8 protein-coding genes are annotated in these 17,380 nt (G+C 57.1%); 6 read left to right on the top strand and 2 right to left on the bottom strand.

What is annotated here, in order from left to right; genetic code table 11:
• The first annotated feature begins 30 nt into the window (after window positions 1-30).
• The 3 genes from WCS52_04315 to WCS52_04325 all read left to right on the top strand — a co-directional run bounded on the left by WCS52_04315 (window position 31) and on the right by WCS52_04325 (window position 9,741).
• A complete protein-coding gene (locus WCS52_04315; GenBank protein MEI6166397.1) occupies window positions 31-2,049 on the top strand; it encodes a hypothetical protein in 2,019 nt (672 codons plus the stop codon).
• A 103-nt stretch (window positions 2,050-2,152) separates the two neighbouring features.
• Window positions 2,153-5,710 (top strand): autotransporter-associated beta strand repeat-containing protein, encoded by a 3,558-nt coding sequence (locus WCS52_04320; GenBank protein MEI6166398.1) that lies wholly within the window; start codon window positions 2,153-2,155, stop codon window positions 5,708-5,710.
• 44 nt (window positions 5,711-5,754) lie between these two features.
• Window positions 5,755-9,741, top strand: a complete 3,987-nt coding sequence (locus WCS52_04325) for a hypothetical protein (protein MEI6166399.1) — start codon at window positions 5,755-5,757, stop codon at window positions 9,739-9,741.
• Between the two features lie 61 nt (window positions 9,742-9,802).
• Here WCS52_04325 and alr read toward each other — a convergent pair whose 3' ends face one another.
• Window positions 9,803-10,897 carry an alanine racemase gene (gene alr / locus WCS52_04330; protein MEI6166400.1) on the bottom strand — a complete coding sequence of 365 codons (1,095 nt, stop codon included), beginning with the start codon at window positions 10,895-10,897 and terminating at the stop codon, window positions 9,803-9,805.
• 2 nt (window positions 10,898-10,899) lie between these two features.
• Window positions 10,900-12,021, bottom strand: a complete 1,122-nt coding sequence (locus tag WCS52_04335; protein MEI6166401.1) for a hypothetical protein — start codon at window positions 12,019-12,021, stop codon at window positions 10,900-10,902.
• 88 nt (window positions 12,022-12,109) lie between these two features.
• Between WCS52_04335 and WCS52_04340 the strand changes: the two genes are divergently transcribed.
• The 3 genes from WCS52_04340 to WCS52_04350 are packed head-to-tail and all read left to right on the top strand — an operon-like array spanning window position 12,110 to window position 17,361.
• Window positions 12,110-12,793 (top strand): tetratricopeptide repeat protein, encoded by a 684-nt coding sequence (locus tag WCS52_04340; GenBank protein MEI6166402.1) that lies wholly within the window; start codon window positions 12,110-12,112, stop codon window positions 12,791-12,793.
• Window positions 12,790-14,136, top strand: coding sequence for a neutral/alkaline non-lysosomal ceramidase N-terminal domain-containing protein (locus tag WCS52_04345; protein MEI6166403.1), 1,347 nt, complete (start codon window positions 12,790-12,792; stop codon window positions 14,134-14,136). The genes WCS52_04340 and WCS52_04345 overlap by 4 nt, the downstream gene beginning before the upstream one ends.
• Before the next feature lie 48 nt (window positions 14,137-14,184).
• Entirely contained in the window at window positions 14,185-17,361 is a 3,177-nt protein-coding gene (locus WCS52_04350; protein MEI6166404.1) for a DUF4838 domain-containing protein, read from the top strand.
• Window positions 17,362-17,380: the final 19 nt, after the last annotated feature.

Here is a 17,380-nt window from a genome sequence, read left to right on the forward strand (position 1 = left end):
GCGCAAGAGCCTCAAACGGGATTCCTCAACATGAAAACACTACTGTTCGCCATCACGCTGAGTCTGTCAACCCTCGCCGCCTTTGCGGATTATACTGCGGATTTCTGCGCCGCGACCAATCTCCTCGATGCCCGGAAATATGCACAAGCCGCGGAAGCCTTTGAAAAAGCTCTCCCTGGCACGACGAATATGGAGGCCAGGTTAACTGTGCTGGCGGGGCTTATGAGTGCCGCCAATCTTTCCGGCAATCTGGAGAAAGCCGTTGAAACGGCCGACCAAGTCCTTGCGGAACCGAAGTTGAAGGGGAGCTATCCGGCCGATATGTGCGGCTTAACCGCGGTACGCCTGCTGACAAAGGAACAGAAATTCTCCGAAACGTGGAAGATCCTTGATCAAGTCGGAGAAAACGACACGAGAAAATGGAGCCGGCAGGACACGTATTGCTATTTCCTTGAAGCTCGCGGCGACCTTGAAATCGCGCAGGGACATTTCGACAAGGCCAAGGACTATTACGTCCAGGCGGCCGCCGCCAAGGGAATGGCGGGTTATGCTTCCAGAGTCCAGGCAAAGATCGACGCGCTCGCGGAATGTGCGAAAGCCGGTGAAGGTAAAACGCTGACTCCGGACGAGACCGCGTGCGCCTACCTCGCGATTGCGGAAAAGCATTCCACCTACAACCGTGAAGGTGCGCTCGCGGCCTATTACGCGGCCTCTGCCGTGAAAGGCGTTTCCGGCGAAACGAAAACGCACGGAGAACTTGCCTATATCAACATACGCATCGGGGAACAAGACTGGGGAAATGCACGGCGCCTGGCCCTTGCAGCACTACAGACTTCCGGTGCGACCCCCGTACAGAAAGCGTCGCTGAAGAAAAAGATCGTCTCCGTCGCGATCAATGGCCGGAATTACCCGGAAGCCAGAAGCTATCTCATGGAAATTCTGACCGACGGGACCCCGCTTCAGACGCTTAGCAAGGATGAGATCCCCTACACCGTGATCGGGGAATTCGTCCAGACCAACGTATCGCAGCAGGCGGAGCGGGTCGCGGCCATGGCGAAGATCGGCAAGCTCTACCTCGTGGAACAGAATTTTGAAAAAGCGCGCGAAGTCTTCACGAACGCACTGGCCATGCCCGGAATTTCCGATCAGCGGAAGGCCGAATGCCAACTCTATATCGGAATCACTTATTTCGACACGAAGGATTATGCAAAAGCAAAACCGGAATTCGAGAAGGTTCTCTCCATGAAAGGCAATGCCTCGCCCTCGCCTTGGGACCACGATCTGCTCCGGATCGATTACGTTCCGGAACGTGAAGCAAAACTGCGGCTCGCCTTCATTGAAAAGAATCCGAAGGTGAAGAAAGTACTGTTCCTTGGCTCCAGCAATACCGGGCGCGGTGACCTTCCGGGAACAGTCATGCGCATGAGCGAGTCCGCCCCTGCGGACAGGGTGCGGATCGTATCCGGCGACTACGAAATGATGGGCACTCGTATCCCCACCTTTTGGAATCTCGGAACCGCGCCGAGCACCCCGCGCGGAGTCATCAAGGCGCACCCCTGGGACGCGGTGGTGTTTGAAATTCCCTACACCACCTGTGACCAGTCGACGGGGGTCGCCGAATATGCACCGAGAATGATTTCGCTGATCCAAGGCATCAAGGCCCTGCCCGTGATCTATGAAGTCCATCCGTTCTATGGGTGGACACAGAAGAAACAATTCGGAAAATACGACAACGCCCAGCTCGCGCCGATTCCCGCAAACAGCGCGGCGTTAGCGCCTGGCGCCTATGCCGAGCTCCAGATCGTCGGAACCAACCCCTCCGACCAGGCGCTATCGGAATTCCATTCCGACAAACTTCACGCCAGCGAAAAAGGAGCCTACCTGATGGCCTGCTGCCTTTACGCCGCACTCACCGATTCCAGTCCGGAAGGGCTCTTCGCCCCCACGGATCTGAAGAAGGATGCGGTGGAGCTGCTTCAACAAGCCGCGTGGAAATCCTATTGCGAAAAGCGCGACCAGTTCAAAGCCGACAGAACGCCCATGCAATAATATTTGGTGATTTTGTGCTGGTATTTGGTGAGACCGTTAAGGAAGCCGAACGGGCATGGACATAGACTTAATGGATAAACGGTTTAGGAGCAAAGGGGAAGCCATGAAAATTCAGATGATGCTGACAGGGATTCACGATGGACGGGGATGGATGGGGCGGCGTTTAGCGGAGGTCGTAGTTTTGGCGCTTGGCATCCTGTGTGGTGGGGGTATCCCCGGAGCTTTTGCGGCTTCGCAGTGGTTTGATTCTGACACTCTCACCACGATCGGGCCGGCCTCCGGTACCACCACGGGCGGTTTGTCGTGGGCAGACTCCGGGGGCAGTTTCATGTGGGCGAATACCTCGACTGGCACCAACAACCCAGTCCAGTGGGGAAGCGGTAACGACGCTTTTTTCACCGCCGCCGGAACGGCCACCGTGACGGTCAACACCGCCACGGCTAATTCCCTGAACTTCAGTGCGGGCAAGTGGGTTTTTCTTCCCGGCAGCGGCGACCTGACGATTATTAATGGTATTACCAATAGCCTTAATGTGATGTTCGGCAACGGCATCACCTTGAGTGGCAATCAGACGTGGTACCAGAGTGCCGGTACCTTGACTGTGACCGGCGCGCTCAATGGCACGTCCCACGTGCTGACCAAAACCGGCGACGGAATACTGGTGTTGACCAACGCGGCCAACAACTCGCTGGCCGGCCTGATTGTCAACAGCGGCAAATTGCAGGCGTGGCGGGGTGGCAACGTGCTTGGTGGTTCTTCCACTCCCGTGACACTGGGTCAGACCAATCAAACGTCCTTGGCCATCCTCCAGCTCGACACCGATGCGGCGGGTAACACCACCTTCAGCATGGGCGACCTGACTAATGCCGGCTCCGGGCAACTCATTTTGAATGCGGCGCAAACAAGTTATACCAATATCCTGGGCGCAGGCAACCTGGCGCCGCGTGTTGGCACCGCGACGTTGAAGATAACGCCGCAAAACGGGTTGGGCAAACGCGAGATAGTGACCTTCACCGGCGGGGTGACGCCTGTCAACGGCATGCTCGGGCCCTGGCTGGTGGACTCGCTAACGGGGAACTTCGTCACCTACGGCGCCGGTGGTTTGACCGACGTCGTCTACGACGCGACGTCGTGGGACGCCACTAAGAAGGTCAGTATCACCACTTCCACGGTGAATCAGGACACCAACGTGTACGCCCTGAGAATGGGCGTCGGCAATACCGTGACCGTCAACGCGGGCGCGGTGTTAAGCAATGCCAGCGGCGGATTCATCATGGAATCATCAGGCTCCATCCTCGGGCAGGGCACCGTTGCGGTCGGCGCGGCGGAAATGATCGTGTATGAAAACTTTGTGAATGGAACTTTTGCTACGATCGCGCCGGTGATCAGCGGCTCAGGCGGGTTGACCAAGTTTGGCGCGGGCATTCTGGTGCTGTCGAACCTGACGTATACCGGCAACACCATGATCAATGATGGCTCACTGACGGTGGCTCCGCTGACCGACACGACTTACAGCTACAGCATTCAAGGTCCGGGCAACTTGGTCAAGGCGGGGAACGCCAACTTGACGCTGTCGGGGGCAACCGGGACGGTCAATTCGGTAACCAACAACAGCGGCACGTTGACGCTCGCTAATAGTGAACGAATGACCCTTCTCGGGGCAATGGCCTTCGGTAATCCTGGGGCCAGCTTAGTGATCACCAATAACAGTCAGTTGTCTTCGGCCGGCGACATCACTATTGGAAACTCCATCAACTCGAATGCCGTCCTGCTGGTTGGTGGCTCTCTGGGTAGTTCTGTGTGGAATGTTGCTGCCATGAAAATTACAGTCGGGGGGGCCAATGCGACAGGCAACGTTCTGAGAATTGACGGTGCTGGAGTGACTGGCGGGGCGATGGTTACGAATGTGGGCACGTTCACCCTCGGGGGGAATGCAACCAATGCGTTCAACAACAGCCTGATTATTGCCAATGGCGGCCAATTCTGGCAAAACGGCTCGATTCGCTTTGGGAATTGGCCCGGCGCGAACAGCAACAATCTCACGGTGCAAGGCGGCAATAACGTCACCTCTACCTTTGGCATTGTCGGGGCCTCGGTATCCTTCGGCGGCACCGGTGCCACTGGCAACAGTATACGCATTGACGGCTTGGGCTATACCGGTTCGGCCCGCTTCACCAGCGCCAATCAATTCGTCAACGTATCTGGAGCTTCATCAATCGGGTGCGGTAACATCCTGATCGTGACCAATGGCGGTTGGATGACTGCCCCTGGTTTCGTTTTCGGTAACAGCGGTGTCGGCAACATGGCTACCATCGTTGGTGCAGGGTCGAAGCTTGATGCCAGCGGCTCGGGCTACCTGACCGTCGGCGGCGGCAATGCCACGAACAATATGATGACTGTGGCGGACGGGGGGCAGGTTATTGTGACTAATGTCAGTAATCTAAATGGGGGAATCGGGGGGGCGGCCTCCGGCATCGCGCTGGGCAACAGTCTGATCATCACCAATCGCGGCATTGTCACCCACACCAATGCTAATGCCTTCACCTTTTTCATCGGCGGCATGTCTGGTAGCGGCTCGGCGGCCATCAGCAATTCGGTGTTGGTTTCAGGCAGTGGGTCTGTCTTTAACTGTTCAACACTCACGATCGGCGCCGAAACCACTGGTAGCACCGCCACGGGCAACTGGATGCAGGTGGAGTCGGGCGGCGTGGTGACCAACGTGGCTACCCTTTGTGTCGGCTACATGACCGACGCGAGTGCCGGCGGGGCCTCGGTGGGCAATAAGTTGATCATCACCAATGGCGGCCAAGTGTTTGCCTCTATCGTGAAGGTCGGTGTTCCTGCCAGCGGCGCCGCCGCTCCCCTGAACTCCAGCGTTCTGGTGACGGGGGGCGGTGTGCTGGATGCGAACACCTTGAGGATAAGCACCAACACCAGCAACACCATTAGCAACCGCGCCGGCGTCTATCAGTTCACCTCGGCTTCGCCCACGATCGATCCGCTAGGTGTCGGCAATATTGACATTGCCAGCGGAGTGATCTCGTTCCGCAACGTGACCAACGCGGATGTATTCTGCAACCAGGGAAGCGGCAACCTTAATCCGTCCTCCTACATGTCCTGGTCCGGCGCGAACGCCTTCCGCCTGAACAATGCGACGAATGGCGCGGCGGCATCGCAGGCTTATATCTTCGACACCGGCCGCGGGGCGACCAACTATGCAGGTCTGGAAATGGTCAGTGGCAAAACGGCCTACACCAACGGGAGTGTGACGATCGGCGCGGGCGGTTGGCTGACCTTCCTGAATACATCCAATATAATGTGGGGCGTGGTGACGAACTCCGGCGTGATGACCTTCAACAACAGTTCGGTGATCTTCACGAATAGTCTGGTGGTTAATGGGGGGACCATGGTCTGGACCTCCAATTCCACCGTGAATGTGAAGGGCCCCATGACGTTGCCGGCCTCGATGATCTTCAGTAACGCCTTGGGCATGGGCTTGAGCGATACCCCGACGGTGCTGACGGCCTCCGGCGGCTTTGCTGGCTCTTCTCCCAGTGGTTGGACCGTATATCCCAACAATCATCGCGTGGGCATCTCCGGAGATGGCAAATCGCTGGTACTCGTTCCGCGGCAACCGGGTTTCCTGTTCTATGTGTTTTAATGGCGTCTAATCGTGCTCGTTCTAAGAGTTATCGGGGGATGACCATGAATACAATCAACAATAGCCTGGCAAAGTGCATCAGGAGCGTCCTGGCAGGCTTGCTTGGCGCCGGGGTGGCGATGGTGTCAGTAGCGCATGCGGGCTCCACCAGCACCGTGGGCTTTGTGGAATCATTCGAGCCGTATACCAACGGGTTCCAGATCTCGGGCACCAACGGCTGGGGCGCGTTAAACCCCCTGGCGGGGATCGTCTCGACCAATGTGATCGATAACGGTGGATCCTATCCGGTTCCCGGCGCCTCGCATACCAATGTGCTCCAGATCACTGACGAGATCACCAACACGCTGGTCAGTCCAACCGGCGGGGTGGTGGTGCTGGATTGCATGGCCATGCCCACCGTGGCGCAGTGGCCGCCGACCACTGATGCGAATTGGCGGTACGCCTTCTATCTCAATACCAGTTCCAACCTCGTCGTCTGGCACTATGACAAGACCGGGACGTCGAACCGATGGACGACACTGACCGGCGGGCCGTCCGTGACGAACGGGGTCTGGGCGCGCTTCACGGTGGAACAGGATTACGGGCACGGCCTCTTCCAGATTCGGGTGAACAACGGGGCATGGATCACGGCTCCGGAAGCATGGACGGGGCCCGACGGCTCGTCGGGTGGGTCCTGGTTCTCTATGGCACAGCCCGGTGGCATTGCGCCAACCAACATGAATGGGTTCGGTATCGCCGAGTCGCAGACCAATTACCTGGACGATCTGGTGCTGACCAACCGCCAGGTCACCTGGAGTGCAAACGGGTTTACCGAAGGAGTGACCAACAACGGGATGGTCAACAGCACGTTGTCGATCGGGTTGATCTATGACACGTTCGCCGGGAACATGGGCGATGACTTTGTGGCATCGAACCGGCTGTTGGTGGCGAATCTTCCCTCAAATCTGACGGCCATGGCCACTTATGCCAGTCCGACCCTGTTGACGGTGTCCCTCACCGGCGTGGCCCAGCATCACGAGGCCACCAATAGCACCAACCTGGTGTTCACATTCCTGAACACTGCCTTTACGCTGGGCAACGCGGCGGACGTTTATCACTTCTCCAACAGCCTCAGCCTGACCTTCAGCAACACGCCCCAGTTGAACTACAGCAGCACCAATTTCAATGAGGACAGCGCCGCCAACGATGGTTCGATCAATAACATGAATCCCATGGTGATGACGCTGACCAATGCCCTCTTCGCCGGAACGGTCGGGGATGACTTCTTCCAGCAAGGCAAGGTCCAGGTGGGCAATCTGCCCGGCAATCTCGTGGCGGTGATGACGCTGACCAACCAGACGCAACTCAGCGTGATCCTGACCAACAAGGCACTGGCCAACGACGCCCTCCACAGTTTCTCCAACCTGGTTTTCACGTTCGTCGATGGGGCCTTCAGCAATGTACCGGCCTATAGTGTGGTCGGGGCCTCTCGCACTAACCTGTCGATCACCTTTATCGATTCAACCGTGGCGCAGGTGCTGCAATATGGATCCACGGTGTTCTGGGAGACCGTGACGAACAACGGGGCGGTGGACGGAACCAATTTGACCCTTACCGGCAAGACCTTCGCCGGAACCAATGGCGAGGATCTTGTGGCGTCCGGAAAGGTGGTGGTGTCCAATGTTCCCGGTAACCTGACGATGCAACTGGTGCAGGTGGATTCCTATGATCTCAGCCTCGGGTTTGTCGGCCTGGCCACAAACCATCTAGCGCTTAATTCAGTCAGCAATCTTACCGTGAGGTTCACCGACAGTGCCTTTATTGGCGGCGGAGCCGTGTCGGTATCCAATTCGACCATGACGGATCTGGTGATTAGATTCCATGATCAACCTTCGTTGTCGTGGGACAGCACCACGTTCACGGAGGCGGCGTCAAACGACGGGAGCATTGCGACAACGAACACGGTGACGCTGACTGACCCGAATGGGGTGGCGACGTTTGCGAACACTGGTTATGCCCTTGGGATGCAGTACACGACGTCAGGGGTGCCTGCGGGGTTGAGTGTGGGGGTGTGGTACCAGGATGCGACGCACCTGAAGGTGGCGTTGTCGGGGACCGCGGCGGCGCATGCGGTGGGCAACAGCACGAGCTTCAGCCTGCTGTTCCAGAATGCTGCGTTTACCCCGGTGGCGGCGGCGAACATCACCGGAAGTACCGCGAGCCTGTCGGTGACGTTCCATGATCAACCCTCGTTGTCGTGGGACAGCGCCACGTTCACGGAGGCGGCGGCGAACGACGGGAGCATCGCGACGACGAACACGGTGACGCTGACTGACCCGAACGGGATGGCGACGTTTGCGAACACTGGTTATGCCCTGGGGACGCAGTACACGACGTCAGGGGTCCCTGCGGGGTTGAATGTGGGGGTGTGGTACCAGGATGCGACGCACCTGAAGGTGGCGCTGTCGGGGACCGCGGCGGCGCATGCGGCGGCCAACAGCACGAGCTTCAGCCTGCTGTTCCGGAATGCCGCGTTTACACCGGTGTTGGCGGCGAACATCACCGGCAGTACCGCGAGCCTGTCGGTGACGTTCCATGATCAGGCGCAGTTGACCTATAGTGGGGACACCTTCACCGAGTTGAGTCAAGGCGCGATCAACAACAGTAGCCCGATCACGATCGATTTGGTCCGGGATACCTTCACCGGCGGCATTGGAAGCGATTTCGTTGCCGCGCAGAAGGTGGCCGTAGCGAACCTTCCAGGCGGATTGACCGTGGCGATCACCAAGAGTAGCGATACGCAGCTTAGCGTACAACTGGCCGGCACGGCCTACTATAACGACGTCGTCAACAGCATCCCGAACCTGACGTTCCAGTTCCAAGACGCGGCGTTCAGCAATGTGGCGGCGTCACGGGTGGTCAACCGCCTCAAGAGTGATCTTAAGATCAACTTCATCAATGATACGCCTTTCTCGTACCAGGTGCCTTATGTGGAAACGCTCGAAGGCTACACGAATGGATACTGGATGACGGCCACGAATGGCTGGTCGGCGGAAAATGCGGCGGCAGGGGTGGTCACCAACGACAACTCCGTGGGAAGCTGGGCTCATGCCTATCAAGGCCCGGTACCAGTCACCGCCAGCCACACCAATGAACTCTATGTCCAATCAGATCTCCAAAGTGAGATCCATAGTCTACCCGGTCAGATGGTCTATACGGACTTCTCGGTCTGGCCGGCGCCGATGGTCGATTCGCCACAAATCAGCACAGCCATGCAACTGGCCTTTTATGTGTCTACGAACGGGCAGTTTGTTCTCTGGCATCAGAACCGCACCGGAGGGGTGACGAACAATGAACTGCGCGTCCTGTCCAGCGCCCCCTTCATTGACACGAACCGCTGGTTGCGTGTCACGGTCTGCCAGGACTATTCGAACGCCATGTTCCAGGTGCGGCTTAACAACGGCGCGCCACTGACGGATACCGAGGGGTGGACCGGACCGGGCGGAGCCCCGGGCGGATCCTGGTTCCATATGGTCCAGACCAATAGTCATATGAGCGGTTTCGGCATCGCGGGTGTGGGTTCCGGTTACGTTGACGACCTGACCGTGCGCACCAATCTGGTCAATCAGGCCCCGGTGGTGCTCAGCCTGAGTCCAACCGTGTTCAATGAAACGGTGGAAAGTGATGGAATCATCGACAACAGCAATTCAAACCGGATATCCCTTGCCGGGGCTGTTGGCGCGACGTTTGCGGGGAATAATGGCGATCTTTACGGTTCCGGCACCGTGCAGGCGTCCAACCTGCCGCCGACCCTCAGTGTTTTGTTGGCGAGGACCAGTCCCACCAACCTGAGCGTATCGCTGACGGGCTACGCGGCCAACCACTTTATACAAGATAGTGTCTCCAACATGGTGATCAACGTCCTGGATGGCGCCTTCACCATAGGCTCGGCCAACATCGCCGGGGCGGCGAATATTATCGGGATCAGCCAGAGCGGCCTCGAAGTCAGATTCCGGACGCATACCATCGGGGCCGTCTACCTCATCAGGTAAGGTGCCTGTCGGTTTGAAGGACCGGGCGCTTAAGAGGGAAGCGCGCGGGGATACAATATTTTCATTGCGCCACCACCACGGGGACACGCTGGGCCAGCGCACACATCAACTCGTAACTTACTGTCTGAGCCTGCAGTGCCACTTCATCGATGGACAGCACGGTCCCATTGGCGGCGCGCCCCCACAAGGTCACCACACTGCCCTGACCGGATTGCGGTACAGGCGTGAGGTCCACGGCCAGCATATCCATGCTGACCCGCCCCAAAGTGCGGGAGCGTACACCGTCCACCAATACGGGCGTGCCAGTGGGACAAATCCGCGGATAACCGTCAGCATAGCCACAGGCCACCACGCCCAAGCGCATGTCTTGCTGTGCGACAAAACTGGAGCCATACCCGACCCCATCCCCTGCAGATATTGGCTGAACCGCTATGATTTTTGCAGCAAGCGTCATGGTGGGCTGCAAGCTCCACTGGTCGGCAGAATGCTCCGGATAATCGGGCGCACTACCGTAAATGGCAATGCCAGGGCGCACCCAGTTAGAGCCCCGTGCGATGTCAGGATGGCGCAGGGTGGCTGCGCTATTGCTCAAGGTGCGTTCACCAGGCAGATCATGGGTGGTTGCTGCGAAGATGTCCATGGCATGGGCCACCCCCTTGGGGCCGTCCGCATCGGCGAAGTGGGTCATTAGGGAAATTTTATCCACCTGGGGCAGGGCGCTCAGTCGGGCCCATGCGGAGCGGTACTGGTCCGGTGCAAAGCCCAGACGGTTCATCCCCGAGTTCATTTTTAGAAAAACATGATGCGGCAGATGGGTCTGGAGGGCTGCCAGCATGTCAATCTGGGCATCGCAGTGCACGGTATGCCACAAGTCCAACCGGGAACACAACTCGAGATCACGCGGCTCGAACACCCCTTCCAGCAGCAGGATAGGCCCACGCCAGCCAAGGTCACGCACCCGCTGGGCCTCCGCCAGGTCGAGTAAGGCGAAGCCATCGGCCCCCCGCAGGCCTTCAAACACCCGTTCGATTCCATGACCATAGGCGTTGGCCTTGACCACGGCCCAGACCCGGGCATCAGGCGCGCTACGGCGCGCTACGGCCAGATTGTGGATCAGTGCCTGCGTATGGATGGTAGCTTGTATGGGGCGGGGCATGATTAGTTATTCCGTTGTGCAAGGCGGCCTTCTGGCGCCGCCTGCTGTGCTAAAACCCGGACTAGGGTGATTTTGCGGCGCGCAATGACCGCGTCATCCCAACGCTCCCAGCCTCCTTTGGCCGAGAAGGTATAGTATACATAGAATTCCTGGCCGGTCCGGCGTGGATCTGCCATGAATCCTGCAAATGACGGATAGAACGCTTCGCCGTTGTCGTTAGAGAGTGGCTTGCGTCCCGCCCAGTGGATGCCGTCGTCGGAGCATGTAATAAACAATTCCACGTGTTGACGGGAGGTGTTGGCGGCGACGACCATCATGAACTTGTTGAGTTTTTCATTATAGCAGATATCCATCCAACGAATGTGCGGAATGCCGATTTCCAGTGAGCTGGACTTCCCACCTAATGCCGGCTCCGAGAATGTTCCCCTGTAATACTTCATCCATTCGGTGCTATTACCGGCCAAACTGGCATTAACGACATCATCGACCCTGGCCCGGACGACGGTGAGATGGCTTTGTTGAGATAGCCCCTCCTGTAGGGTGTCCAACGCATAAATGTAGAAATAGCCGTCCTTGATGATGTAGGGCGATCCGCCTACTTCGATACTCCATTTGGCCTGATCATTCTGGATGTTGGCAGTGAAAATAGGGCCCAAGTCCTTGAACCGCAAGCCCTGCTCATCAGTCTGGATCGAGAGTCCCAGCACGCTGTAGAAATTTTTCGCTGTACCCCGGTGAATCTCCGCGTGATAGAAAAGAAGCAAGCGCCGGGATTTTGGATCACGGAAAAGTGGACCGCCTGCAAGATACTGGAACCCCTTGTTGCCTGTTGAGATCGATACCCGGTCAACTTTCTGGAACAATCGATCCTGTGTGCCGGTGACACGTACCGGGTCCTTCCCGTTGGCACCATACAGTTGCACCTCGTCGCCACTGGTTAGCACTCCGCCATTCCCGTCAATGAACCACTTGAGTCCAAGGGCGTTGCGTTGCACTTTTGTAACGACGACTTCCCTGTCGCCGATAGTGAAGGCGGGAACTTCGTCCGAAAACGAAGCCAGACTACTCGCGGTAATCGCCATTGCCAATGTGGCACGCAAACAGGTTTTATTTTTGAATTCCATGGGATCTACAGGATCAGGTGATATTCTGCTAGTAATTGGTGAGAACGTCAAGGAAGCGAGGAGCGAGGGAGGCTATATAGTGAAGATTATGAACAAACAACTGTTGGTGTACTCAGGTTTGGCCTGTTTTTTTGCGGTGGTAGGTCCAGTCCGGGCGGGCGACATGATGACGAATGAAGTCAGTGCCAGAATCGATGCAGTGTTGAGTCGAATGAACGAGCTAAGCAAAGGGCCGGGTCGGACGACGGAGTTGATACAGCAGTTCAAGGACGAGGATATTGCCGCCTGGCCGGCAGCGTTCAACGGCAAGGCGGCCACGGCATTGCATCGCCGCGGCGAAGCCTACTATTTCATGAAAGACTACGAACGTGCACTCAAGGATTTGGAATTAGCGGCAAAATTGGTGCCGGATAACGGGTATATTTTGAATAGTCTCGGCGATGTATATCGGGCCAGGAAAGACGAGCAGCGGGCATTGCAAGCCTATCTTGCGGCCTTTGAGGTGGATCAGAAGCAGCATGCCGGTAAAGCTTACGGTTATATGCCCCTCAGCGCAACTTTGAGTGCCGCTAATATCCTCGTGAATCAGGCTAGATATCAGGAGGCCTTAAAAGTGGTTGGGCGATATGATGATACTGATATACGGAACATGGCGCCCATGTGGGGTGTCAGGTTGTTGAGAATGCAGGGGCAGATCCAGGCCGGGATGGGGAATGAGGAAGAGGCCCTGGCAAAATTCAAAGCGGCATTGCAACGGGAGAAAAACAAATGAAATCATGTGGCACCGTAAGATGTAAGGGGTGGCTGATGGCGGCGGTAGGGATCGGTCTGGGAGTGTCTTCAGGCTTGGGGGCCACGCCTGATGCGAACCGCCTATATGCGGGAACGGCCAAGGTGGATATCACGCCGGCGGCGGCGGAGGCCATCGATGAGTCCGGCCGCGCCCTATCCCTGCATGATCCGATTTATGCCCGGGTGCTCGTGTTGAAGAACAAGGAGACCTCGGTGGCGATCGTCTCGGTAGATCTCGAGGTTTTCCCCTCGGCGAAAGTCGTGGCGGAAGCCAAGGCGAAGTGGAAGGTGGAGCATGTGTTGCTTTGTGCCACGCATACCCATTCGGTCATGGCGCCGAAAGGCTTGCTCATGCCGCCGGCCAAGCCCGACTGGACGCGTACTGCAGACCGTTTGGCGGGTGTTGACTGGCCGGGGCTTTCGTCGGACCCCTGGTATGCGGCTACGGAGGACAAAATAGTGGCCGCGATCGGGAAAGCCATGGGAACCCTGTTTCCTGCCAATGTGGTAGCCGGAAAAGGACGGCTCGAAAGCGCCTACATGGCGCATAACCGCCGCCTGGTAGACAAGGATGGGAAAGCCAGGGCGATGTGGGACAATCCCAAGCGCCTGCCTACGGAGCCCGTTGATTCGACGGTCGGCGTCCTGAAGGTCGAGGACGATGCCGGCAAGACGCGCGTCCTGCTTGTCCACTATGCCTGTCATCCTGTAGGGATGATGGATTCAGGAGTCCTGACGCGGGATTACCCCGGCGCGATGGTGGACTATGTGGAACAGGAGCTGGGCAGTGATTGCATGGGGATGTTCATCCAGGGCGCGTCAGGGGATATCGATCCGTACGACATGAACCTCTCCGGAGCCCATCGGTTCAACATGGTCAAGCAGGCGGGGATCTCTCTCGGGAAATGTGCGCTGCGTGTGGTGCGCGCCATCGATACCAAGCAGAACCCGCAAGGCGCTTCGCTCCAGGTTAAGGAAAGTGTATTGACGATTCCGTGCCGAACCGCGGATAAAACTTTTGACGTCGGACTGATGACGATGGTCGTCAATCATGCGTTTGCCCTGGTGGGTGTTCCGGGAGAGCCTTTCACACAGCTCCAGCTTGACTTGACCCGGGAATCCCCTGTGGCCATGACGTTTATGACGGGAGTGGCCTTTTGCGGTACAGGATTCCCGTTTCTCGTTTATGTCCCCACGGCACAAGCCTTGAAGGAAGGCGGCTATGGCGCCTCCGAGTGTAGTTTCCTGGAAACCGAAGCAGGGAATCGGATGGTGAAAGAGGCGGCGGCAAGCCTTAGGGAAATGACGCCAGCGAAGCATTAACCATAGAGGTTTTCTCGTGATGTCGATATTAAGCGGAAGGAGCTCCTTGTGAACATTCGTTATTTTGTCGCGGTCGGTATGGTACTCGCAAACTTCGGTAAGACGGATGCGGCTGATCTGGTTCTGGCAGAGAAGGGACGTACCGACTATCAGGTTGTCCTGCCGGATGTTCCGCTTAGTCCTGACATTGGCGAGAGTCTCAAGCAGGTCGCCCGTCTCGTCCAGGCGGCCTTCAAGGCCAATGGGGCTGATGTGCGTGTGGTGGGGGAATCCGCTCGTGATGCCCTGAAGCCGTCGATCTACCTGGGCGACACGGCCTTTGCGCGTAGCCACGGGGTTCGTGCATCGGAACTTGTCGGCTGGAGCTATGTGCACAAGGTGGTTGGTCGTGACGTTATCGTCGCAGGGCGCGAGCAAGTGGCGGTAGGGCGAAAGAAAGTAAATCCCACGGCCCCAACCTTTGACCGGATTGGTACAGCAAAGGCTGCTCTTGATTTCCTTCGTCTCTATGTCGGGACTCGCTTCCTGTACCCCGACGTGTCCGGGCGAGGTGAGATCAAGGATGATGCTTCCGTGGACTGGTTGAAGTCGCCTGCCGTTGAGTTTCTGACCACCGCTGTTGTCAGGGTTCCGTCCGACCTGGATGTCCGGAAGTCAATTCCCCTTACCTACAACCTGGCTTGGGGATCCAGTGCCGGCTTCTACGATCTGGCGACCAGTCGGTATCCGGTTGTGGATGAGGTGTGGGGGGGGCATACCTACGGGAGGGCCATTCCGCTTGAGACGTACCGTGACACTCATCCGGAGTATTTCGCTTTGCTCGGAGGCAAGCGGCTGGTAGATCCTGATGGCATGGCGCAATACTGCATCTCCAATCCTGAGGTGCAGAAGCTCATATTCGAGGATTTGATCTCCTGGCTTGATGCTGGATATGAAGCCGTCGATCTTGGACAGCCGGATGGATTCCGGCCCTGCCAGTGTGATAACTGTCTAAAACTGTTCGGTACCGGTAGTGATTGGGGGGAGAAATTGTGGATATTTCACCGCACTATGGCAGAGCAGGTGGCTAAGGCGAGGCCCGGAAAGAAAGTTATTCTGATGGCCTATAGTCTCACTGACAAGCCTCCGAAAACCTTCAGGAAATTCCCGAAAAACACGGGGTTAGCGGTGAGCGGCACCAATGAGGAAAATCTGCAGGTTTGGCGTGACTACACGGTTCCCGCAGGATTCGTAGCGTACATTTACAATTCTACCCCGAATCTTGGCACCCGTTATACCCCGATGCGTACCCCTCACTATGTTGAAGCCCAGGCAAAGCGCTTTGTCGCGTATCATATCCAATCGATCTATCGCGATGGCATTGGCTGTCTGTTCGGGCTGGAAGGGCCAGTCTATTATACAATGGGCAGAATGTTTGACGATGTGGATCATAACCGGGCCCAGGAGCTTGTGAGTGAATTCTGCAGTGGGGCATTTGGAAAGGCGTCCGGGCCCATGTTGCGCTTCTATGATCAGCTCTATCACGGGATTGAGTTGTACTCGGAATTCCTGGGAACCCGATGTCCTGCGTGGTCGTATACCGATATTTACGGGCGGAGCCGGAAATTCCTCACGGATCCCTTCCAGTTCCTGGGGTTTATCTACACGCCGACCTTATTGGCGGCATTGGAGAAGGAGCTTAGCCAGGCCGAAAAGACGGCGGAAACGGATAAGGTGAAGGCCCGGCTGTCGCTCGTGCGTCGGGAGTTCAATTATGTCAAAAGTCTGGCACGCGTCATCCATCTCTATCACGCGTACGAAATCCTGCCGGATCAGGCCTTACGTGACCGTTTACTGGATGCGATTGATGCCCGCAACGCCGAAATCGCTTCGCTTTTCGAATCCAAAGGGCCTAAGGCATTGCCCGGGTGGGCCATTACTCTTTTCCCACTACCTGGCCACAATGCTAACCATTTGCGGCTATATAATGATGGGTATCAGGAGCCATTTAAGAATACGTGCTTGAACTGGGATACCAAAGCGATGCGCAGGGCCCCGCTATCGGGTGTCAGTCGGGTTGGTGTTAAGCCGGCTACAGGGGTGGTCTCATTGGATTCAGCGGAATGGGATGGCGCCTTGCCGCAGGTTTTGGAAGGACTTCCTAGGGATACCCGTCCGAACCAGCGAACCGTGGTTCGCGTGTTGTACGACAGCACCAGTGTGTATTTCCGGTTGGAATGTGATTTGCCTGCTGTCCTGATGGCGAAGCCTGCGGAGGCGGAGTTGTTCTCTATTTACCTGGCACCATCCTCTGGACGGGACATTGGCTACCGGTTCACCGTCGGGCCGCGAGCTGATTCCAAGGTGGATGCGGCGAGCGGATTTATCGCCGATGTGATGGATCCGCGCTACGGTCAGTTCGATCCTGACTGGAGTGGTGCCTGGTCGTATGAAACGAGACTTGAGCCGGAGAAAAACCGTTGGCTGGGACTGGTCAAGGTGCCATTCAAGTCATTGGGGGTTTTGGTCCCTGCTAACGGGACTCTCTGGCGTGGGAATTTCGGGCGGACACATGTTGGTGGGTCAGGCAAGGTTGAGCGTTCCCTCTGGTCGGCTCTTGGTAATACAAAAGACATGGATGACCGGACGGTGTTCGGCGAGATTAGTTTCGAGGCGGAAGCCTCGATGCGAGTGGCGAAGCACCCCTTAAATGTATCGCGTGACGAGTACAGTGCCATTCATGGGGATATCCCCGCTGAATGGAAAGGAATCACGAATTCGCCGACGATTTCATTAGGGTCATGGCTGTTTCGGGCGGATCCCGGTGATCAGGGAGGACGGGAGGGATGGTATGCCCCCGGGATTGAGACGGCAGATTGGGTTACGGTTGCGGTTCCGGCTTATTGGGCTGAGACCGAGGCGGTTGGTAACTATCAGGGTTATGGCTGGTGCCGGACTACCTTTGTATTGCCAGCAGAGTGGAAGGGGCGACGGCTTCGGCTATTGTTCGGCGCTGTCGATGAACAAGCTTGGGTGTATGTCAACGGGCGCTTGGTGAAAGAACATAGTGAGAAGTCCGAAGGGAAGGGGATCGCTGAACTCTGCGAGGAACCTTTTGCCGCTGAAGTTCCGCCTCAGGACCTGGAGTACGGCAAGGTCAACACACTGGTCGTCCGGGTTCATAACTCTATTGCCAATGGTGGCATTTGGCGCAGGGTGCTTGTTCAGGCCGAAGATGCGAAATAATTCGGGAAGACACGCGGTA

The sequence above is a fragment of the bacterium genome (genome assembly GCA_037128595.1).
GTDB lineage: Bacteria > Verrucomicrobiota > Kiritimatiellia > CAIKKV01 > CAITUY01 > JAABPW01.